This window comes from Sphingomonas sp. Sphisp66 (assembly GCF_047324325.1).
Classification (GTDB): Bacteria; Pseudomonadota; Alphaproteobacteria; order Sphingomonadales; family Sphingomonadaceae; genus Sphingomonas.
Genome location: NZ_CP168508.1, coordinates 4,344,115 through 4,362,009 on the forward strand (window position 1 = coordinate 4,344,115; position 17,895 = coordinate 4,362,009).

A 17,895-nucleotide genomic window follows, 5' to 3' on the forward strand; every position below is an offset into this window, starting at 1 on the left:
CGGAAGCGCCTATCTAGCCATCATGTCCCCCTGGATCGGCCTTGCCCTGTTCCTTGCCACGCTTGCCGGGATGGAGGCGTTCGCCTGGGCGATGCACCGCTGGGTGATGCATGGGCCGGGCTGGTTCCTGCATGAGAGCCACCACCGCGCCCGCACCGGCTGGTTCGAGCGCAACGACCTGTACGCCGTGATCTTCGCCATCCCGTCGATCGTGCTGCTCTATGGCGGGGTGCAGGCGGGCTGGTGGCCGGGCTTCACCTGGATCGGCGCGGGAATCGCCGGCTATGGCGCGATCTATTTCGGCTTCCACGACGTGATCGTCCACCAGCGGGTGGCGCACCGCTATGTCCCGCGCTCGACCTATATGAAGCGAATCGTCCAGGCGCACCGGCTGCACCATGTGGTTGAATCGAAGCACGGCGCGGTGAGTTTCGGCTTCCTCTGGGCGCCGCCGGCGGACGAACTGAAGCGCCAGCTGAAGGTCAATACCGGTTTGGCCCGGTTCCGCGCGAACCCGGATTGACGCGGACCCCGGTGCCGGACACATGCTTGGACCTATGGAGCATCTGAACCTCTCCGAGTCCGAGTGGCGCAAGCGCCTCAACCCGGAACAGTTCCACGTGCTGCGCGAGGCAGGGACCGAACCCGCCTTTTCCGGCCGCTTCACCGACAACAAGGCCGACGGCCTCTATCTCTGTGCCGGCTGCAAGCTCGAGCTGTTCGACAGCGCCGACAAGTTCGATTCGGGATCGGGCTGGCCGAGCTTCACCCGGCCGATCGATCCCGAGAACGTCACCGAGCATGCCGATGTCAGCCATGGCATGCGCCGGGTCGAGCTGCGCTGCGCACGCTGCGACGGGCACCAGGGCCATGTCTTCCCCGACGGGCCGCCGCCCACGGGCCTGCGCTACTGCATCAACTCGGCCAGCCTCGATTTTCGTTCACGTGGCGGCAACCACAATGCCGCTAGCGAGCAAGGCTGAGCGCCTGATCCTTGTGACCGGGCCGAATAGGGCTTAATCGCACTCCCCCGATGCCATCGAAAAACCTGCCAGCCGTGATCCGCACGCCCAAATGGCGTGATCTCTCCTTTTGGAAGCGTGTCGCCTTCTGGACGCTGATCAGCGGGGGCAGCGTTGCGCTGCTCGCCTTCATCGCGCTCCTGATCGCGGTCTATTCGACCAAGTCGACGCTGCCGAGCTTCGACGAGTTGAAGTCCTCGCCCAACGGCCAGATGATCCGCGTCCATGCCGCGGACGGCACCGTGCTGGTCTCGCTCGGGCCGAGCTATGGCGAGTGGATCAAGTACGACCAGATCCCGCAGGTGATGAAGGACGCGATCATCGCGACCGAAGATCGCCGCTTCGAATCGCACTGGGGCGTCGATCCGGTCGGTGTCGCCCGCATCTTCTGGCGCGCCAAGCAGCTGCACGACGAGGGCCGGCGCCTGCAGGGCGGCTCGACCATCACCCAGCAGGTGGCCCGCACCATCTTCCTGTCGAACAAGTACGATGTCGGCCGCAAGGTGCGCGAGGGTGTGATCGCGCTGGCGATGGAGCGCAAGTTCAGCAAGGACGAGATTCTCGAGCTCTATCTCAACAAGGTCTATTTCGGCGGCGGCGCGTACGGCATCGACGCGGCGAGCCGGAAGTTCTTCGGTCACCCGGCGACGAACCTGAGCCTGGCCGAGGCGGCGGTGATCGCCGGCCTGGTCAAGGCGCCGTCGCATTATTCGCCGACCGCCGATGCCGAAGCCGCGATCGGCCGCGCCAGCGTGGTGCTCGACCTGATGGCCGAGACCGGCAAGATCACCGAATCCCAGGCCAAGGCGACCGACCCGCGCACCGTGGCGCTCGCCCCCGAGCCCAAGCAGAACAGCGTGCGTTACTTCACCGACTGGGCGCTGCCCCAGCTCGAGGTGCTGATCGACGAGACCGAGGCGCCGCTCGAGGTGTGGACCACGCTCGACCTGAACATGCAGCGCGCCGCCGACGACGCGATCCGCGCCAATGCCCCGAAGAATGCGCAGGGTGCGCTGGTCAGCCTGGACCGCGACGGCGCCGTGCGCGCGATGGTCGGCGGCAAGGACTATGTCGCCTCGATCTACAATCGCGCGACCCAGGCGACCCGCCAGCCGGGATCGGCCTTCAAGCTGTTCGTCTATCTCGCCGCGCTGGAAAGCGGCCACAAGCCCGACGACCTGGTGGTCGACGAGCCGGTGACGATCAACGGCTGGTCGCCCCGCAACAGCTCGGGCGCGTTCCGCGGCGAGATGAACATCCGCACCGCCTTCGCCTATTCGGTCAACACGATCGCGGCGAAGCTGGGCCAGGAAGTCGGCTTCGGCGCGATCGCCGACATGGCGCGCCGCTTCGGCATCACCACCCCGGTCGATACCCATCCGGCGATGGTGCTGGGCACCTCCGACGTCCGCCTGATCGACATGACCCGCGCCTTCGCCTCGGTGGCGAACAAGGGCGTGGCGGTGACGCCGTACGGCATCACCCGCGTCACTGCGAACAACGCGGTGATCTACCAGCATGAGGTCGACACCAGCCATGTGCTGGTCGCCCCCTATGTCGCCGCGCAGATGACCGACCTGATGCAGACCGCGGTCGCCACCGGCACCGGCCGTGCCGCGCAGATCGGCCGCCCGGTGGCGGGCAAGACCGGCACCACCACCTCGAACAAGGATGGCTGGTTCGTCGGCTTCTCCTCGGGCCTGACCACCGGCGTGTGGATGGGCCGCGACGATGCCAAGGTCGTTCCCGGCCTGCAGGGCGGCACCGCGCCGGCACGTGCCTTCCACGACTTCATGGTCAAAGCAGTGGCGAAGCGCCCGGTCGAGCAGTTCGACACCCAGGTGACGCTGCCCGAATATGCGCTCGACGAAGAGAATGCCGCCTATGGCGAGCCCGACAATGGCGTGTTCGTCGACGAGGACGGCAATCCGGTGCCCGAGGACCAGCAGCCGCGCAGCGACGGCACCGAGCAGGTGCAGCCGGTGCCCGGCCAGCAGGGCGGGCAGGGCGACGAACAGCTCGACCAGGACTGGATCGACCGGATGACCGGCAAGCGGGGTCCGGCGCCTGCCCAGCCGCAGCGCGACCAGCGCGAGGCGCCGCGCGACGTTCCCCGGCAGACGGCCCCGCAGCCGCGCGATGGGGCGCCGAGGGGCGAGCAGCAGTGATCTTCTGAAGCCCCCTCCCTGGAAGGGAGGGGTTGGGGGGGGTCTATGCACGCGCTACGGCGCGGTCTCGCCTTGTCTTCTCAGTACCCCCGGCACGCTACCCCCCCCGGCCCCTCCCTTCCAGGGAGGGGAGCCAAGAGGGGAGGCGTCATCTACCGTACCAGTGCAGCCCGGCGCCGTTGCGCTTGAGCCAGGCGCGGGCACGATCCGGATCGCCTTCGTAGAGCTCGGCCACCACGCGGTGAAACGCCGGCGAGTGGTTCATGTGGATACGGTGCGCGACTTCATGCGCCACCGTCGAGCGGCGGACGAAGCTCGGCGCGAGCAGCAGCCGCCAGCTGTAGCGGATCTGGCCCGAGGAGGCGCAGCTGCCCCAGCGGCCGCGCGGATCGCCGATCGAGACCTTGGTGACGCTCACCCCGGCGCGCTCGGCATATTCGGCGGTCTCCTCGCTCAACAGGTCGAGCGCTGCCTGGCGCAGCCAGCGCTCGATGCGCTTCTCCAGCCCTTCGCGCGGACCACCGCAGAGCAGCTGGTCGCCGATCAGCTTCGGAGTCCGCCCGGCGCCGGTCGCGGGCCAGACGATCTCGACTTCGGCATCGCCGACCGGAATGCGCGCGCCCGGCGCGAAGGGCCGTGCCTCGGGCATCTTGGCCTGTTGCAGCGCGATCCAGCCCTGCTGCTCGCGCGCCCAGTCCATGCCCTTCTTGAGCGAGGCCCGCGGCGGCAGGGTGAGCTTCACCTTGCCTGACCGGGGATCGACCGAGAGCCGCATCCGCCGCGCCCGGGCGTGACGAACCACCTCGATCTCCGCTTCGCTCAAAGCTCGCGGTCCACCAGGTGATGCTCGAAATCGATCACATCGTCCTCGCTCACCGTCCAGCCGCGCGTCGACTGGCCGGCGGCGTGCACCGATTCCCGGTCGCCGCTCACCAGATAATGCCAGTCGGGCAGCGGCTTGCCCTCGCCGCGCAGGCGATAGGCGCAGGTGGAAGGCAGCCATTCGATGTCGCGGACATTGCGCGCGGTCAGCCGCACGCATTCGGGGACATAGGCATGGCGGTGCTTGTAGTCCGAACACTGCCCCATCCGCCGGTCGAGCAGCCGGCAGGCGACGTTGGTCGCGTGGAGCTCGCCGGTCTCCTCGTCCTCCAGCTTGTGGATGCAGCATTTGCCGCAGCCGTCGCAAAGGGCTTCCCATTGCGCCCGGTCGAGCTTTTCCAGCGGCAGGTCTTCCCAGAACTTACTGGTCATTATTTACCGGTCATTTCACCCAATGGTCGAGCTGCTCCACAAGGGCGGCAGCGTCCTTCTCGATCGGCAACGACGTGATCGGCTTGCCGTCCCTGTCCATCAGATAGGCAATCTGGCTGTGCCCTACCAGATAGGCGCCGCCCGGGCCGGGCGCTTCCTTCCTGGCATAGACCGCATATTGCTTCTCGACCGCCTCGATCGCTCTGGGGCTGCCGGTGAGCCCGACGATGCGATCGTCGAAGTTGCGGATGAACTCGCCGACCACCTTGGGCGTGTCGCGCTCGGGATCGACGGTGATGAAGATCGGCACGATTGCCTTCGCCTTGGCCGGCGCCTGCTTGTCGAGCAGCTTCATCGCCTGGCCGATCTTGAGCATGTCGTTCGGGCAGATGTCCGGGCAATAGGTGTAGCCGAAATAGACGATGCGATATTTGCCCGCGAAATCGCCGTCCCGGACTGTCTTGCCGGCCTGATCGGTGAGGGCGAAGGGGCCGCCGATGCGGGCACCGGCCAAGGGCGGTTCGTCGCCGGCGCCGCCGCTGCAGCCCGAGACGATCAGTAGCAAAGGCGCAACGGCCTGAAATATCCTGCTCATGGTATCGCCAGCCATGATCTGATAGTCCGGGGCTTGCAAGCACTGCCGCTATGGGGTTTGGGCAAACACATGATCGTTCGCGTACTGGGCGCCGCCGGCGCCGCCCTGCTGATGCTCGCCGCCGCGCCCGCGTCGGCCCAGCAATTCTCCGACAGCTATAATTTCCTCAATGCCATCCGCGAGACGGACGGCAGCAAGGTGAACAAGTATCTGGAGAACAAGTCGCTCCGGATCGTCAACGCCAAGGACCGCAACACCGGCGAGGGCGCGCTGCACATCGTGGTGAAGCGGAGCGATGCGGTCTATCTGCGCGTGCTGCTCCAGCAGGACGACATCAACGCCAACCTCCAGGACGGCCGCGGCAACACCGCGCTGCTCATCGCCGCCGAGCGCGGCTGGGACGAGGGCGTGCAGATCCTGATCAAGTATGGCGCAAACGTGAACCTCGCCAATATGAGCGGCGAGACTCCGCTGATCCGCGCCGTGCAGGTGCACGACATCAATGTGGTGCGCGAGCTGCTCGACGCGGGTGCCAATCCGGACCGGACCGACAATGTCACCGGCAAGTCGGCGCGCGACTATGCCCGCGACGAGGCGCGCTATCCGCAGATCCTCAAGCTGCTGACCGATGCCCCCAAGGGCGGCAAGGCCAGCGGCAGCGCGGCACCGGCCGGCCCCAAGCTCTGATTGCCAGCGCGAAGCCGGGCGCAACCCGGCTTCCGCGTTCGAGCATGGCCAGGCGGCCAAAGTACACGAAGTTCACGCCAAGAGCGGGTTTTACCGCGCTAGAACGCCGCCTCCGCGTCGGGATCGAGGATCTGGATGACCCGGCGCGCAGCGCGCCGGGCAAAGGCCAGGGTGCATTTCTTGCGGGTGGGCGCGGGCAGGGGGAAGGTCGCCGCCTCGCGCATCACCGCCGCATCGTAGCGATCGGCGACGATCAGCCCGGCACGCGCCGGCAGGAAACCCTCCTGCTCGAACGGGCGCAGGTCGAACCCTTCGGGCACCGCCCAGAAGAAGCGGTCGCAATGCGCGAGATAATCGGTCCATTTGCCGTCGCCGAGCAGATCGGCGCGCGAGACCTTGATCTCGACGATGACGATGTTGCCGCGCGAATCGATCGCCATCAAATCGGCACGGCGGCCACCCTCGAGCGGCACTTCGGCCAGCGCGACGCAATCATGGCGAAGGAGGAGCCGCGTGACACCGCGCGCCACATCGGCGGCGATCAACGGGTCTGGCTGAATCGAAACGGCCGGAGAGTTCATCCCCGGCCGCTTAGAACATTAGGCGAACGCAGGAAACCCTGCGACTCGGGTCAGCGGTAGAAAACGTGGTTGCCGACAGTGCCGACACGGGCGCGCTTCCAGCTCGGCTTCACATAGCGGGCATGGAAATAGAGCGCCTCGGGCACGGGCGAGTCCCACTGCTCGTTCATCGCGACCTGGGCCACGGCGAGCGCCTTCTTCCACTGGCCATTGGCCGGCGGGGTCGGCAGCTTGCCGCCGCGCACGAAGGAGAACTGGCCGCGCTGGGTGACCACGCCGCAGACCGAGCGCGGGAAGCGGCCCGATTCGGTGCGGTTGAGGATCACGTCCGCCACGGCGAGCTGGCCGGCGAGCGGCTCGCTCTTGGCCTCGTAATAGATGCCCACGGCAAGGCAGTTGAGCTCGCTGCCGAGCGACGCGGGCGCGTCCTGCGCTGCCACGGCTTCGGAGAGCGAGTTGAAATCTTCTTCGTCCGCATCCGCATTGGGGATCTGCTGGACGATCTCGCCCTTCGGAAGGGCGGTCGGCGCGGCCTGGGGAGCCGGGGTGGGAACAACCTGGTGTTCCAGCGTGTTGACCGTCTGAACCGGCGCATCCTGCGCGCCCAGGGTCACATCGAGCGTGGCGGCATTCGCAAGTGCGCCAGCGCAAAAAGTCACGGCCGCGAAGCACGCGGCGCGGTGGATGAACTTCATTTGGCTTCGTTGCTGTGCGGTTGGTGCGCGGCCGGCCCGTTTTCTCTATGGGACCGCCGGGCTTCCCCCCCGACTGCGTAACCGACCGACTTCACACCCCGGGCAGCACAACGCGATTGATGTAGCCGGGGCCTTTCGCCGCACAGCGGCCGGATGTCAATTCATCGCCAATGTTTCAGCGGCGAACCGTTCCGCCTGCGCGATATCCAGTTCCACCACCCAGAGGTCGGAATCGCGCTCGCGGCGCCGCCTCCAATAGGCAGTGACTTCGCCGTCATCGGCAAATTCGCGGGGGCCGGAGGGGATCAGCGCGGGGTCCCCGTCGGGGCCCAGACCGCGTTCGACGAAGCGCGGATTGGCCCCGCGCTCGACCAGCAGCAGGAGCACGGCGCCGGCCGTCGCATCCCCCTTCGCCAATACCATCGCGCTGCCACCCGCGCCCTCGGCACGGCGGATCAGTGCATTGACCAGCACGCCGGTGGCGAGCCGCGCCATCAGCCCTGGGCGTAGCCGGGCAGCGAGGCGAGCGGGATGCGCGAGCGCATGAAGGTGCCCGTGCCGCGCGCCGCTTCCTCGCCGGTCGCATCGATCAGCCGCGCCTCGCCGACGAACACGCGGCGCTGGCCGCTCACCCAGCGGCCCTCCGCCACCACCGGTCCGGGACCCAGCGGCTTGGTGAGCAGCAGGTTGAACTGGGTGGTCAGCACGAAGCGATCGGTGACCAGGCTGTTGACCGCATAGAAGGCGGCATCATCGAGCATCTTGAAATAGCTCGTGCCATGCGCAGCGCCGGCGGCATGGAAATAGCGTTCGTCGATGGTGAAGCGGATGCGCGCGACGCCGGGCTCGGGAATCTCGAGCACGGATTCGAACAGCCGGTTGATCGGCGCTGCGGCATAGAGGGATTCGAGCGCGCGGAAATGCGCCTCCGCCCCGGTCGGTTCAGGCAGCGTCACGCGCCTCCACGCCAGCGAGCAGCGCATAGAGCGCATCGTGCGAGCCAGCACCGCGCAGCTTGGCGGCGACGCTCTTGTCGCGCAGCAGCCGCGAGACACAGGCCAGCGCCTTGAGATGCTCGGCACCCGCGCCCACCGGCGATAGCAGCATGAAGACCAGGTCGACGGGCAGCTCGTCCACCGCGCCGAAATCGACCGGCTTCTCCAGCCGGACGAACACGCCGCACACACGGCGGATCGTATCGAGCTTGCCATGCGGGATGGCGATGCCCGCGCCGAAGCCGGTCGAGCCGAGCTTCTCGCGGGCAGTCAGGGTCTCGGCTACCGCACGCGCGTCGAGGCCATAGGCCTCGGCGGCGGCTGCCCCCAGCGCTGCGAACAGCGCCTTCTTGCTGGCAACGCTCGTACCGGAAAGCACTGCCTCCGGCACGAGCAAATCACTGATCGTCGTCATCGATATTCCAGTTAGGTCCGCCCCCGACCCTACTACTCAGGCAGCGCGGTTGGGTTCCACCCAGCCGATCGTCCCGTCGCCGCGCCGATAGACCATGTTGTGGGCCCCTGTCGCGCTATTTCGGAACAGCAGCGCGTTGGTGTTGCGGAGGTCGAGCATCATAACTGCATCCGAAACGGTGGCATCGGGCACATCGACCCGGGTCTCGGCGATGATCAGCGGCGCATCGGAGGGCTCGTCCTCCTCGGGATGCTCCTGGAAGAGCGTATAGCCGGCATTGTTGTCATAGGCGCCGTTCTCCGCGAACGCATTGACCACGCCATTCTGCCGGTCCTTGAGCCGACGCGTGTAGCGGCGCAGCTGCTTGTCGATCCGGTCGGCCGCGCCGTCGAATGCGCCATGCGCCTCCATGCCCTTGTTGGTCGCCTTGAGCACCAGCCCCTGGGTCACGTGCATCACGATGTCACAGGTGAAGCCATTGTCGTGCGGCCCCTTGCCGAAGGTCGCCTGGGACGAGATGGCGCGCGAGAAATATTTGCCCGCAATCCCCTGGAGCCGCTCGTTGACCTGCGCCGTGAGCGCAGCGCCCGTCTCGACCTGATGCCCAGAAACCCGGATGTCCATCTTCACCTCCGCTTTTACGAGGACGTTAGCTGGGGCGGGGTCCCAGCCCTTTGACCCAGGCCAAGGCCGGGGTTCAACTGGCTGCGGCGGCGCCCCAGAGCGGCTCCTCCATCTTAGAGAGAAAGGCTGCGTGGCGTTCGAGTTCCGCCGCGCTCGCCGCAAATTGTCGCGCGGGGCGCACATGTACCCGCGTCGGTGCCTCGCCGGCGGTCTCGCGCACGATCGGCGCGTCGACCGCGAGGCCCAGAGTGATCTGCCGGCCGCCGGTCAGCTCGACATAGACCTGCGCCAGCAGCGAGGCGTCGATCAGCGCGCCGTGCAGGGTACGCTGGGTGAGATCGATGCCGTAGCGGGTGCAGAGCGCGTCGAGCGTATGCTTGGCGCCGGGATGCTTGACGCGGGCGATCGCCAGCGTGTCGACCATGCGGCCGAGATCGACGATCGGCCGGCCGCTGCGCTTCAGCTCGCCATTGATGAAGCCGAAGTCGAAATTGGCGTTGTGCGCGATCATCGGGCTGTCGCCGATGAATTCGAGCATGTCCTCGACCACGTCCTCGAACAGCGGCTTGTCCGAGAGGAACACGTCCGACAGGCCGTGGACGTTGAACGCCTCGATCGGCATCGGCCGCTGGGGATTGATATAGGCGTGATAGTGCCGCCCGGTCATCACCCGGTTGACCAGCTCGACACATCCGATCTCGACCAGCCGGTCGCCACCCGAGAAGCTGAGCCCGGTGGTTTCGGTGTCGAACACGATTTCACGCATGTGACACTTATCCTACTGCCGGCCCCGCTAGGCAAGCGATGACATTACGTACCGCGCCGCGCGTCTCATCGAGCGAACCGCCCGTCGGAATCACGAAGTCCGCCCGGGCGCGCTTCTCCGAATCGGGGAGCTGGCGGGCGAGAATCGCCTCGAAGCGCGCCGCCGTCATGCCGGGCCGGGCCAGCACCCGCTCGCGCTGCATTTCGGCCGGGGCCGAGACCACCGCGATCTTGTCGACATGCTGCCAGCCGCCGGCCTCGAACAGCAGGGGCACGTCGAGCACCACCAGCGGCGCCGCGTGATTCGACTCGAGAAAGGCGTTGCGCGCCTCGGCCACGACGGGGTGGATGATCGCCTCCAGCCGGGCAAAGGCGGCGGGATCGGCGAGCACCGCCTCGCGCAGCAGCGTGCGATCGACGCCCAGCGTGGTGGTGGTGTCGGGGAATTCCGCCTCGATCTCGGCGACCAGCGCGCCGCCCGGACCCTGGAGCCGATGGACCTCGGCATCGGCGTCGAACACCGGCACGCCGAACCCGGCGAACATCGCCGCCACGGTCGACTTGCCCATGCCGATCGAACCGGTGAGGCCGAGCGTGATCAACTACCCCTCCCGTCATCCCCGCGAAGGCGGGGATCCAGGGTAACGGAGCGAGCGCCTTTGCGACTCTGGATCCCCGCCTTCGCGGGGATGACGAGGAGAGCGGAAATGGCGCGGGGACCCGTCACCGAAGCAGCAGCTCGCGCAGTTCCTCGTCGCGGTCGCGCGGGGGCTCGGCGCCGAAGAACAATTCGAAGGCGAGGGCGGCCTGGCCGACCAGCATCTCGAGCCCGTCCACCGTATCGAGCTCGCGCGCGCGGGCCTGGGCGAGCAGGTCGGTCTCGAGCGGGGCATAGACCGCGTCATAGACCACCGCGTCCTCGGGCAGCGGCGACAGGTCGATCTCGAGCGGGGGCTGGCCGACCATGCCGAGCGCGCTGGCATTGACCAGCAGCTGCGCCGGGGGAAGCTTGCTGCCCAGCGGCAGGGCCTGGCCCTTGATCCCGAAGCCGGAGAGCAGCGCCGCACCCTTCAGGACGTTGCGGTTGAGCAAGGTGACCTTGCCGACGCCGACGCGGGACAACGCGAACAGGATCGCCCGCGCCGCGCCGCCGGCGCCGATCACCACGGCATGCCTGCCCTCGAGATCGAGCCCGGCGATCGGCGCATAGAAACCGCCGGCATCGGTGTTGGTGCCGACCAGCGCGCCGTCCTCGGCCCGCACCACCGTGTTGATCGCGCCGATCGATTCGCGGATACCGCCGCGATCCTCGACGAATTCGAGCGCGGCCTGCTTGTGGGGCAGGGTGATGTTGCAGCCGCGCCAATCGGGATCGCCCCGGCGCGCCTCGAAATAGCCGGCCAGTTCCTCGGGCTTCACATGGGCGCGGCGATATTCGGCCTCGATGCCGAGCTGCTTCAGCCAGAAGCCGTGGATCAGTGGCGACTTGGACTGGGCGATGGGGTCGCCGATCACCTCGGCATGGATGGTCATGACGTCAGAACCCCGCGGGTGCGCAGATAGCCGAGGATCGGCAGCAACGGCATGCCGAGAATGGTGAACTGGCTGCCTTGGGTAGCGCTGAACAGCTGGACGCCCGGCCCCTCGATCCGGAAGCAGCCGACACAGCCGGCGATCGCCGGCCATTCCACATCGAGATATTCCTGGATGAACGCCTCGGAGAGCGGGCGCACATGGAGTTTCGCCCGGTCGACAAAGCGCCACACCGCGCGGCCGCCCTCGGCGATCACCGCGGCGCTGTAGATGTCGTGCGTCCTGCCCGACATGCGGCGGAGATGGTCGGCGGCCTGCTCGCGGCTCTCGGGCTTGTCGAGCAGCGAGCCGTCGTCGAGCGCGACCAGCGAATCGCCGCCCAGCACCAGCGCGGTCGGCACCAGGCCGGAGACCTTCAACGCCTTCAGCTCGGCCAGCGCATCGGCGAGATCGCGCGGGGAGATGCCGCCGGCGAGCAAGGATGCCTTGGCCGAAGCCTCGTCGACCTGTGCCGTCACGGCTTCATGCGGCACGCCGGCATCATTGAGCATCGCGCGGCGCGAAGCGCTCTGCGAGGCGAGTACGAGGTTCATTGCTTTCCCTTTTCGAGCGTCCGCTCGTTGCACAGCTGGATGATCGCCGCCGCGGTCTCCTCGATCGAGCGGCGGGTCACGTCGATCACCGGCCAGCCATTATCGGCGAACATCCGCCGGGCAAAGGCGACTTCGCGGGTCACCGCGTCCTGCTCGACATAGCTGGTCTCGGTCGCCTGGTTGAGCGAGAGCAGGCGGTTGCGGCGGATCTGGATCAGCCGGTCGGCACTGGTGGTGAGGCCGACGATAAGCGGATGCTTCAGCTTGTAGAGTTCGGGCGGCGGCGGCGATTCCACCACGATCGGGATGTTGGCGGTCTTGTAGCCGCGGTTCGCCAGATAGATCGACGTCGGCGTCTTGGACGAGCGCGACACGCCGGCGAGGAGGATGTCCGCCTCTTCCCAGTCCTCGGCAAGCAGCCCGTCGTCATGCGCGATGGTGAACTGGATCGCATCGACGCGGGCGAAATAGGCGGCGTCGAGGGTGTGCTGGCGGCCCGGCCGTGCCTTGGCCTCCTGGCCGAGCAGGTTGGACAGCGCATGGTTGACCGGATCGAGCGGCGCGATCGCCGGCAGGCCCATCGCCCGGCAGCGGCTCTCCAGCGTGCGGCGGATCTCGGGGTTCACCAGCGTGTAGAGCACCAGCCCGGGATTCTGCGCGATCTCCTGGAGGATACGCTCGAGATGCGCCTCGCTGCGCACCATCGGCCAGAAATGGCGAAGCGTCTCGACATCGTCATATTGGGCGAGCGCCGCCTTGGCGATGTTCTCCAGCGTCTCGCCGGTGGAGTCGGAGAGGAGGTGGAGGTGGAGCCGCATCAGGCCGTGAATGGATCTGTGGAAAACATGGCTGACAGCCACTAGCGCAACCCGGCGCACGAACCAATCGGGTCAGTTTGATGACTCCTCTGGTGATTCGTCCACATCCGCATCCCCAGCTTGTGATTCCAATCCACAGCCTGTTGAAAACGGGGACGGCATCCGCGAATCCGAGGACTCCCGAGGGGCGGCGAGAGTCAAACTGTTGGCAACTCGCGGACGAGTGCATAAGCCCCGGTTTCCACGCGCCAACAGACTCCAACAATCTCTAGATTCATTCTTTATTGTTTTAGGAACGGGCCCTGACCGACTCCCATCCCAAGCCGCTGCTCGAGACGCTCAAGGGTGTCCGGCAGGAGATTCCGCCCGTCTGGCTGATGCGTCAGGCCGGCCGCTACCTGCCCGAATATCGCGCGCTCCGGGCCGAGAAGGGCGGATTCCTCGAACTCGCGCTCGATCCCGAGGCGGCGGCCGAGATCACCCTCCAGCCGATCCGGCGCTTCGGCATGGACGGGGCGATCCTGTTCTCCGACATCCTGATGGTGCCGATGGCGCTGGGGCAGAAACTCTGGTTCGAAACCGGCGAAGGCCCGCGCCTGGCGCCGACCGTGACCACCCGTGCCGTGCTGGATGGCCTTGAATCGGGTTCTGAGGCCCTGGAGAAGGTCTATGCGACCGTCCGGCAGGTTCGCTTCCGCCTCGACCCCGGAGTGACCTTCCTGGGCTTTGCAGGGAGCCCCTGGACCGTCGCGACCTATATGATCGCCGGGCAGGGGAGTCGGGAACAAGCCGAGGCGCGGCGGCTCGCTTATGCCGATCCCGGACTCATGCAGGCGCTGATCGACCGGATCGCCGATTGCACGATCGACTATCTGAGCGCGCAGATCGATGCGGGAGTCGAAGCCGTGCAGCTGTTCGACAGCTGGGCGGGAAGCCTGAGCCCCGAGCAGTTCGAGCGCTGGGTGATCGCGCCGACCGCGCGGATCACCGCGGCGGTGAAGGACAAGGCGCCGGTGATCGGCTTTCCCAAGGGTGCCGGCGGCAAGCTTCCGGCCTATGCGCGCGAGACGGGGGTCGATGCGATCGGACTCGACGAGACGGTGGATCCCGCCTGGGCCAATGCGGTGCTGCCGGAGAATCTCCCGGTGCAGGGCAATCTCGATCCGCTTGCGCTGATCGCCGGCGGCGAGACGCTCGATCGTGCGGTCGACCGGATCCTTTCGGCCTTTCCAAGCCGCCCGCATGTGTTCAATCTCGGCCACGGCATCCAGCAGGACACGCCGATCGAACATGTCGAGCAGCTGCTGGGACGCATCAGGGGGTAGGATCGATGGCAGGCTGGCTTGGCGGCGCCTATCTTTGGGTCAAGGCGTTCCACATCATCTTCGTGATCTTCTGGATGGCCGGCCTGTTCCTGCTGCCGCGCTATCTGGTCCATCACCAGGAAGCCTTGGGCACGCCCGAGGCGGCGGCCTGGGAAAAGCGCGAGGCGCTGCTCCGCAGGATGATCCTCAGCCCATCGATCGGGATCGTCTGGCTGCTCGGCCTGGCGCTCGCCGCCAATCTGGGGCTGTTCGAAGGCGGTGCAGGGCTCGGCTGGCTGCATGCCAAGCTGCTGATTGTGTTCCTGCTTTCCGGCTATCAGGGCTGGGCGGTCGGCTATTCGAAGAAGCTCGCGGCGGGGCAGGGCAGCCTGGCGCCGCGGACGCTGCGCATGGTCGGCGAGGTGCCGGCGCTGGCAGTGATCCTGGTCGTCATCCTGGCGGTGGTGAAGCCCTTCTGAAATCGCGCGCAATTAAGTTGCGCCATTTCGGCTGGTCGCCGCAACTTACCGCCTGCCGCAAAAGCGTATCCCAGACCACGGAGACCGGTTGACTTGGGGGTAGGCCACTCCTAATTCGGCCCTGTGGACCGGGTCACCGGGCCATCCCTCCTCCAAGCATCGTACTTCGCGCGCGACTCCACCGCCGACCGACGCTCCCCCCAGCATCCAAGCACCCGGATTCCCAATGCATCTCAAGGACCTCAAGAAGAAAGCCCCCGCCGAACTGGTCTCGATGGCCGAGGAGCTCGGCGTGGAGAGCGCTTCTACCCTGCGCAAGCAGGACCTGCTGTTCGGCATCCTCAAGGCCGAGGCCGAGAATGGCGAGCAGATCCTGGGCCTGGGCACGATCGAGGTGCTGCCGGACGGCTTCGGCTTCCTGCGCAGCCCCGAGGCGAACTATCTCGCCGGCCCCGACGACATCTATGTCTCGCCGAACCAGGTCCGCAAGTTCGGCCTGCGCACCGGCGACACGGTGGAAGGCGAGATCCGCGCACCCAAGGATGGCGAGCGCTATTTCGCCCTGGTCCGCCTCGTCTCGGTCAATTTCGACGATCCCGATGCGGTCCGCCACCGCGTCAATTTCGACAACCTCACCCCGCTCTATCCCGAGAGCAAGCTGACGCTCGACCAGCTCGATCCGACCCAGAAGGACAAGTCGGCGCGCGTCATCGACATCGTCTCGCCGCAGGGCAAGGGCCAGCGCACGCTGATCGTCGCGCCGCCGCGCGTCGGTAAGACGGTGATGCTGCAGAACATCGCCAAGGCGATCACCGACAACCATCCCGAAGTCTTCCTGATCGTGCTGCTCATCGACGAGCGCCCCGAGGAAGTCACCGACATGCAGCGCTCGGTGAAGGGCGAGGTGATCTCCTCGACCTTCGACGAACCGGCCCAGCGCCACGTCCAGGTCTCTGAAATGGTCATCGAAAAGGCCAAGCGCCTGGTCGAGCACAAGAAGGATGTGGTCATCCTGCTCGACTCGATCACCCGCCTCGGCCGTGCCTACAACACCGTGGTGCCGAGCTCGGGCAAGGTGCTGACCGGCGGTGTCGACGCCAACGCGCTGCAGCGCCCGAAGCGCTTCTTCGGTGCCGCGCGCAACATCGAGGAGGGCGGCTCGCTCTCGATCATCGCCACCGCGCTGATCGACACCGGCAGCCGCATGGACGAAGTCATCTTCGAAGAGTTCAAGGGCACCGGTAACTCGGAAATCGTCCTCGACCGCAAGGTGGCCGACAAGCGCATCTTCCCGGCGCTCGACGTCGGCAAGTCGGGCACCCGCAAGGAGGAGCTGCTGGTCGACAAGGCCAAGCTCACCAAGATGTGGGTCCTGCGCCGCATCCTCATGCAGATGGGCACCATCGACGCGATGGAGTTCCTGCTCGATAAGATGAAGGACTCGAAGACCAACGAGGACTTCTTCGACTCGATGAACCAGTAAGCGTCACGCTCCACGTGGAACAAAGGCCGGGCCCAGCGCCCGGCCTTTTTCGTTGCGGGAGCAGGGCAAGCGAGCCTTCAGGCGCTTGCATGCGGGCCCCGGCGCGTTACGGCCTTGGTGGATGCTCGACATGCTCCTCAGCGCCGCCGCAGCCGGTATCGGCTCTCCTGCCGATATCTGGCAGCATATCCTCGCCGATTTCTCGAACCTGGGCGATCCATCCGCGCTTGCGGCATTCGGCTCGGTGTTGATGATCGACCTGGTGCTCGCCGGCGACAACGCCATCGTCGTCGGTGCGCTTGCGGCGGGGCTCCCGGCGGACCAGCGCAAGAAGGTGATCCTGATCGGCATCAGCGCCGCGCTGGTGCTGCGCATCGCCTTTGCGCTGGTCGTCAGCTGGCTGATGGGCATTGTCGGCCTGATCTTCGCCGGTGGCCTGCTGCTGCTCTGGGTGAGCTGGAAGTTCTGGCGCGAGATTCGCGAGGGCGGGCCGCATGCCGATCAAGTCCAGTCGGGCCTGAAGCCGGCCAGGAGCTTTGCCGCGGCTGCCTGGGCCGTCGCCGTCGCCGATGTGTCGATGAGCCTCGACAATGTCCTCGCCGTCGCCGGCGCGGCGCGCGAGCATCCCGGCATCCTCGTCGTCGGCCTGCTGCTCTCGGTCGCGCTGATGGGAATCGCGGCGAACCTGATTGCCAAGCTGATCAACCGCTACCCCTGGATCGCCTATATCGGCCTGGCGGTGATCCTCTTCGTGGCGCTCCGAATGATCTACGAAGGCTGGGTCGGCACCTATGAGACGCCGGGGATCACCAGCTTCTTCTGAGGCTCAGCCAGCCCGGCACCGGCCGGCAGCCACCTCGGCGTCGAGGATGGTTTTCAGGATCGCTTCCGACCGCCGCTGGCCATAGCCACGACCATAGGCGGAGGACGTGATCCCGACCACCAAGTCGCAGGCCGGCGCGACATAGATCTTGTTGCCGCCATTGCCCGAGGCGAAGGACACGGTGACGGCAATGCCGCCGACCCGATGCGTCTTGCGGTACCAGAAATAGCCATAGTGATCGGCATAGGGATCGCTGTCGGTGATGCGGACAACCGGCGCCGTCATCGCCGATATCCAGCGCTTGCCGACGATCCGGCGGCTGCCCAGCTGTCCCTTGTTCCGGACCATCTCCCCGATCCGCGCAAGGTCCCGGGTGGTGAGCCAGAGATTGCCTTGGCCCTTGGTCACGCCTGCGGCATCGGAATCCCAGCGCCAGCGGGTGATGCCCAGTGGGGCGAACAGGCGCTGGCGGGCAAAGTCGGCCATTGGCCGACCCGTCGCCTTCGCCACCACGATACCGGCGACATAGCTGGTGGCGGAATTGTACCGGTAACGCGTGCCGGGCCTGGTTTCGGACGGTACGCCGCGGACAAAGGCGAGCGGGTCGGCTGCTTCGTCCATCCGATCCTCGTTGCCGGGGGAGTCGGGATCCTCGTCGAATGCGGCGAGGCCTGAACGCATGCTGAGCAGGTCGCGCAGCGCTACCGGGCCGATCGCGCTGCCCGCAGCTTCGGGCCAGTAGCGCGAGACCGGATCGTCCACCGATCGGATCGCTCTGCGATCGATCGCGATGCCGACCATCAGCGCAGTCACGCTCTTGCCGGCCGAGCGGATGTCGTGAAGCTCGCCGGCGGCTGCGCCGTTATAATAGCGTTCGGCGACGCGCTTGCCGCGATGGAGCACCACCACGCCGCGCAGGTCGGGATGCTCGTCGCGGTCCCAGCGCGCGAGCAGTGCATCGAGATCGGGGGGCAGGGAGGCGCTGGCAGATACTGCCAGCGAGGCGATGAGCGCGCATGTCGATCGGCTCAGGGCCTTCACTCCCCGCATGTTCTTCCCCT

23 protein-coding genes are annotated in these 17,895 nt (G+C 66.7%); 8 read left to right on the forward strand and 15 right to left on the reverse strand.

The window, feature by feature from the left end; translation table 11 throughout:
• The first annotated feature begins 22 nt into the window (after positions 1-22).
• From ACEN8G_RS19870 to ACEN8G_RS19880, 3 genes are read left to right on the forward strand one after another with little or no spacing between them, the layout of a single operon-like run.
• Positions 23-523 carry a beta-carotene hydroxylase gene (locus ACEN8G_RS19870; protein ID WP_413415476.1) on the forward strand — a complete coding sequence of 167 codons (501 nt, stop codon included), beginning with the start codon at positions 23-25 and terminating at the stop codon, positions 521-523.
• Positions 524-557: 34 nt separating this feature from the next.
• Entirely contained in the window at positions 558-983 is a 426-nt protein-coding gene (gene msrB, locus ACEN8G_RS19875; RefSeq protein WP_307116799.1) for a peptide-methionine (R)-S-oxide reductase MsrB, read from the forward strand.
• A 50-nt stretch (positions 984-1,033) separates the two neighbouring features.
• Positions 1,034-3,190 carry a transglycosylase domain-containing protein gene (locus ACEN8G_RS19880; RefSeq protein ID WP_413415477.1) on the forward strand — a complete coding sequence of 719 codons (2,157 nt, stop codon included), beginning with the start codon at positions 1,034-1,036 and terminating at the stop codon, positions 3,188-3,190.
• A gap of 148 nt (positions 3,191-3,338) precedes the next feature.
• Here ACEN8G_RS19880 and ACEN8G_RS19885 read toward each other — a convergent pair whose 3' ends face one another.
• Genes ACEN8G_RS19885 through ACEN8G_RS19895 form a run of 3 tightly spaced genes read right to left on the reverse strand, consistent with a single transcriptional unit; the run spans position 3,339 to position 5,039 of the window.
• Positions 3,339-3,965, reverse strand: coding sequence for a M48 family metallopeptidase (locus ACEN8G_RS19885; protein ID WP_307117979.1), 627 nt, complete (start codon positions 3,963-3,965; stop codon positions 3,339-3,341).
• Between the two features lie 44 nt (positions 3,966-4,009).
• The gene (locus ACEN8G_RS19890) at positions 4,010-4,444 is read right to left on the reverse strand and encodes a YcgN family cysteine cluster protein (protein WP_413415478.1); all 435 of its coding nucleotides are present in this window, start codon (positions 4,442-4,444) and stop codon (positions 4,010-4,012) included.
• Positions 4,445-4,454: 10 nt separating this feature from the next.
• Positions 4,455-5,039: an SCO family protein gene (locus ACEN8G_RS19895; protein ID WP_413415479.1), complete on the reverse strand. Its 585-nt coding sequence runs from the start codon at positions 5,037-5,039 to the stop codon at positions 4,455-4,457.
• Between the two features lie 69 nt (positions 5,040-5,108).
• Here ACEN8G_RS19895 and ACEN8G_RS19900 point away from each other — a divergent pair, with 69 nt between their 5' ends.
• Positions 5,109-5,726, forward strand: a complete 618-nt coding sequence (locus ACEN8G_RS19900) for an ankyrin repeat domain-containing protein (protein ID WP_307116803.1) — start codon at positions 5,109-5,111, stop codon at positions 5,724-5,726.
• 98 nt (positions 5,727-5,824) lie between these two features.
• Here the strand turns inward: ACEN8G_RS19900 and ACEN8G_RS19905 are convergent, their stop codons facing one another.
• The 11 genes from ACEN8G_RS19905 to ACEN8G_RS19955 form a co-directional block, all read right to left on the reverse strand.
• Positions 5,825-6,307: an MmcB family DNA repair protein gene (locus ACEN8G_RS19905; RefSeq protein ID WP_307116804.1), complete on the reverse strand. Its 483-nt coding sequence runs from the start codon at positions 6,305-6,307 to the stop codon at positions 5,825-5,827.
• A 50-nt stretch (positions 6,308-6,357) separates the two neighbouring features.
• Positions 6,358-7,002, reverse strand: a complete 645-nt coding sequence (locus tag ACEN8G_RS19910) for a cell wall hydrolase (protein ID WP_413415480.1) — start codon at positions 7,000-7,002, stop codon at positions 6,358-6,360.
• Between the two features lie 156 nt (positions 7,003-7,158).
• Positions 7,159-7,497 (reverse strand): DUF1491 family protein, encoded by a 339-nt coding sequence (locus ACEN8G_RS19915; RefSeq protein WP_413415481.1) that lies wholly within the window; start codon positions 7,495-7,497, stop codon positions 7,159-7,161.
• Positions 7,497-7,985, reverse strand: a complete 489-nt coding sequence (locus tag ACEN8G_RS19920; RefSeq protein WP_307117980.1) for a PaaI family thioesterase — start codon at positions 7,983-7,985, stop codon at positions 7,497-7,499. Before ACEN8G_RS19920 ends, ACEN8G_RS19915 begins: the two co-directional genes overlap by 1 nt.
• A complete protein-coding gene (locus ACEN8G_RS19925) occupies positions 7,945-8,412 on the reverse strand; it encodes a PTS sugar transporter subunit IIA (protein ID WP_413415482.1) in 468 nt (155 codons plus the stop codon). Before ACEN8G_RS19925 ends, ACEN8G_RS19920 begins: the two co-directional genes overlap by 41 nt.
• A 36-nt stretch (positions 8,413-8,448) precedes the next feature.
• Positions 8,449-9,036, reverse strand: coding sequence for a ribosome hibernation-promoting factor, HPF/YfiA family (gene hpf / locus ACEN8G_RS19930; protein ID WP_413415483.1), 588 nt, complete (start codon positions 9,034-9,036; stop codon positions 8,449-8,451).
• 73 nt (positions 9,037-9,109) lie between these two features.
• Positions 9,110-9,802, reverse strand: a complete 693-nt coding sequence (gene dnaQ, locus ACEN8G_RS19935; protein WP_413415484.1) for a DNA polymerase III subunit epsilon — start codon at positions 9,800-9,802, stop codon at positions 9,110-9,112.
• A gap of 7 nt (positions 9,803-9,809) precedes the next feature.
• Positions 9,810-10,403 (reverse strand): dephospho-CoA kinase, encoded by a 594-nt coding sequence (gene coaE / locus ACEN8G_RS19940; RefSeq protein ID WP_413415485.1) that lies wholly within the window; start codon positions 10,401-10,403, stop codon positions 9,810-9,812.
• 121 nt (positions 10,404-10,524) lie between these two features.
• Positions 10,525-11,334, reverse strand: a complete 810-nt coding sequence (aroE, locus tag ACEN8G_RS19945; RefSeq protein ID WP_413413793.1) for a shikimate dehydrogenase — start codon at positions 11,332-11,334, stop codon at positions 10,525-10,527.
• Positions 11,331-11,927 carry a Maf family protein gene (locus ACEN8G_RS19950; protein WP_413413794.1) on the reverse strand — a complete coding sequence of 199 codons (597 nt, stop codon included), beginning with the start codon at positions 11,925-11,927 and terminating at the stop codon, positions 11,331-11,333. The genes aroE and ACEN8G_RS19950 overlap by 4 nt, the downstream gene beginning before the upstream one ends.
• Complete coding sequence (locus ACEN8G_RS19955) at positions 11,924-12,745, reverse strand: pyruvate, water dikinase regulatory protein (RefSeq protein ID WP_413413795.1); 822 nt, start codon at positions 12,743-12,745, stop codon at positions 11,924-11,926. The genes ACEN8G_RS19950 and ACEN8G_RS19955 overlap by 4 nt, the downstream gene beginning before the upstream one ends.
• A 302-nt stretch (positions 12,746-13,047) precedes the next feature.
• On the opposite strand from ACEN8G_RS19955, the gene hemE reads away from it, so the two are divergent.
• From hemE to ACEN8G_RS19975, 4 genes are all read left to right on the forward strand, one after another.
• Positions 13,048-14,070 carry a uroporphyrinogen decarboxylase gene (gene hemE, locus ACEN8G_RS19960; RefSeq protein WP_413413936.1) on the forward strand — a complete coding sequence of 341 codons (1,023 nt, stop codon included), beginning with the start codon at positions 13,048-13,050 and terminating at the stop codon, positions 14,068-14,070.
• A gap of 5 nt (positions 14,071-14,075) precedes the next feature.
• On the forward strand, positions 14,076-14,528 hold the full coding sequence (locus ACEN8G_RS19965) for a CopD family protein (RefSeq protein WP_413413796.1): 453 nt from the start codon (positions 14,076-14,078) through the stop codon (positions 14,526-14,528).
• Between the two features lie 226 nt (positions 14,529-14,754).
• On the forward strand, positions 14,755-16,011 hold the full coding sequence (gene rho / locus ACEN8G_RS19970; RefSeq protein ID WP_183999088.1) for a transcription termination factor Rho: 1,257 nt from the start codon (positions 14,755-14,757) through the stop codon (positions 16,009-16,011).
• Positions 16,012-16,132: 121 nt separating this feature from the next.
• Complete coding sequence (locus tag ACEN8G_RS19975; protein WP_413413797.1) at positions 16,133-16,834, forward strand: TerC family protein; 702 nt, start codon at positions 16,133-16,135, stop codon at positions 16,832-16,834.
• 3 nt (positions 16,835-16,837) lie between these two features.
• Here the strand turns inward: ACEN8G_RS19975 and ACEN8G_RS19980 are convergent, their stop codons facing one another.
• Positions 16,838-17,884, reverse strand: coding sequence for a serine hydrolase domain-containing protein (locus ACEN8G_RS19980; protein ID WP_413413798.1), 1,047 nt, complete (start codon positions 17,882-17,884; stop codon positions 16,838-16,840).
• Positions 17,885-17,895 lie beyond the last annotated feature (11 nt).

Bases quoted from the DNA above. Each gene is read 5' to 3' on its own strand.
- ACEN8G_RS19910 (WP_413415480.1), bottom strand. From the start codon at position 7,002: ATGAAGTTCATCCACCGCGCCGCGTGCTTCGCGGCCGTGACTTTTTGC.
- ACEN8G_RS19915 (WP_413415481.1), bottom strand. From the start codon at position 7,497: ATGGCGCGGCTCGCCACCGGCGTGCTGGTCAATGCACTGATCCGCCGT.
- ACEN8G_RS19870 (WP_413415476.1), top strand. From the start codon at position 23: ATGTCCCCCTGGATCGGCCTTGCCCTGTTCCTTGCCACGCTTGCCGGG.
- ACEN8G_RS19950 (WP_413413794.1), bottom strand. From the start codon at position 11,927: ATGAACCTCGTACTCGCCTCGCAGAGCGCTTCGCGCCGCGCGATGCTC.
- ACEN8G_RS19920 (WP_307117980.1), bottom strand. From the start codon at position 7,985: ATGCGCTGCTCGCTGGCGTGGAGGCGCGTGACGCTGCCTGAACCGACC.
- aroE (WP_413413793.1), bottom strand. From the start codon at position 11,334: ATGACCATCCATGCCGAGGTGATCGGCGACCCCATCGCCCAGTCCAAG.
- dnaQ (WP_413415484.1), bottom strand. From the start codon at position 9,802: ATGCGTGAAATCGTGTTCGACACCGAAACCACCGGGCTCAGCTTCTCG.
- ACEN8G_RS19980 (WP_413413798.1), bottom strand. From the start codon at position 17,884: ATGCGGGGAGTGAAGGCCCTGAGCCGATCGACATGCGCGCTCATCGCC.
- ACEN8G_RS19890 (WP_413415478.1), bottom strand. From the start codon at position 4,444: ATGACCAGTAAGTTCTGGGAAGACCTGCCGCTGGAAAAGCTCGACCGG.
- ACEN8G_RS19905 (WP_307116804.1), bottom strand. From the start codon at position 6,307: ATGAACTCTCCGGCCGTTTCGATTCAGCCAGACCCGTTGATCGCCGCC.
- ACEN8G_RS19900 (WP_307116803.1), top strand. From the start codon at position 5,109: ATGATCGTTCGCGTACTGGGCGCCGCCGGCGCCGCCCTGCTGATGCTC.
- msrB (WP_307116799.1), top strand. From the start codon at position 558: ATGGAGCATCTGAACCTCTCCGAGTCCGAGTGGCGCAAGCGCCTCAAC.
- hpf (WP_413415483.1), bottom strand. From the start codon at position 9,036: ATGGACATCCGGGTTTCTGGGCATCAGGTCGAGACGGGCGCTGCGCTC.
- ACEN8G_RS19885 (WP_307117979.1), bottom strand. From the start codon at position 3,965: ATGCGGCTCTCGGTCGATCCCCGGTCAGGCAAGGTGAAGCTCACCCTG.
- ACEN8G_RS19975 (WP_413413797.1), top strand. From the start codon at position 16,133: ATGCTCGACATGCTCCTCAGCGCCGCCGCAGCCGGTATCGGCTCTCCT.
- ACEN8G_RS19880 (WP_413415477.1), top strand. From the start codon at position 1,034: ATGCCATCGAAAAACCTGCCAGCCGTGATCCGCACGCCCAAATGGCGT.
- rho (WP_183999088.1), top strand. From the start codon at position 14,755: ATGCATCTCAAGGACCTCAAGAAGAAAGCCCCCGCCGAACTGGTCTCG.
- ACEN8G_RS19925 (WP_413415482.1), bottom strand. From the start codon at position 8,412: ATGACGACGATCAGTGATTTGCTCGTGCCGGAGGCAGTGCTTTCCGGT.
- ACEN8G_RS19895 (WP_413415479.1), bottom strand. From the start codon at position 5,039: ATGAGCAGGATATTTCAGGCCGTTGCGCCTTTGCTACTGATCGTCTCG.
- ACEN8G_RS19965 (WP_413413796.1), top strand. From the start codon at position 14,076: ATGGCAGGCTGGCTTGGCGGCGCCTATCTTTGGGTCAAGGCGTTCCAC.
- ACEN8G_RS19955 (WP_413413795.1), bottom strand. From the start codon at position 12,745: ATGCGGCTCCACCTCCACCTCCTCTCCGACTCCACCGGCGAGACGCTG.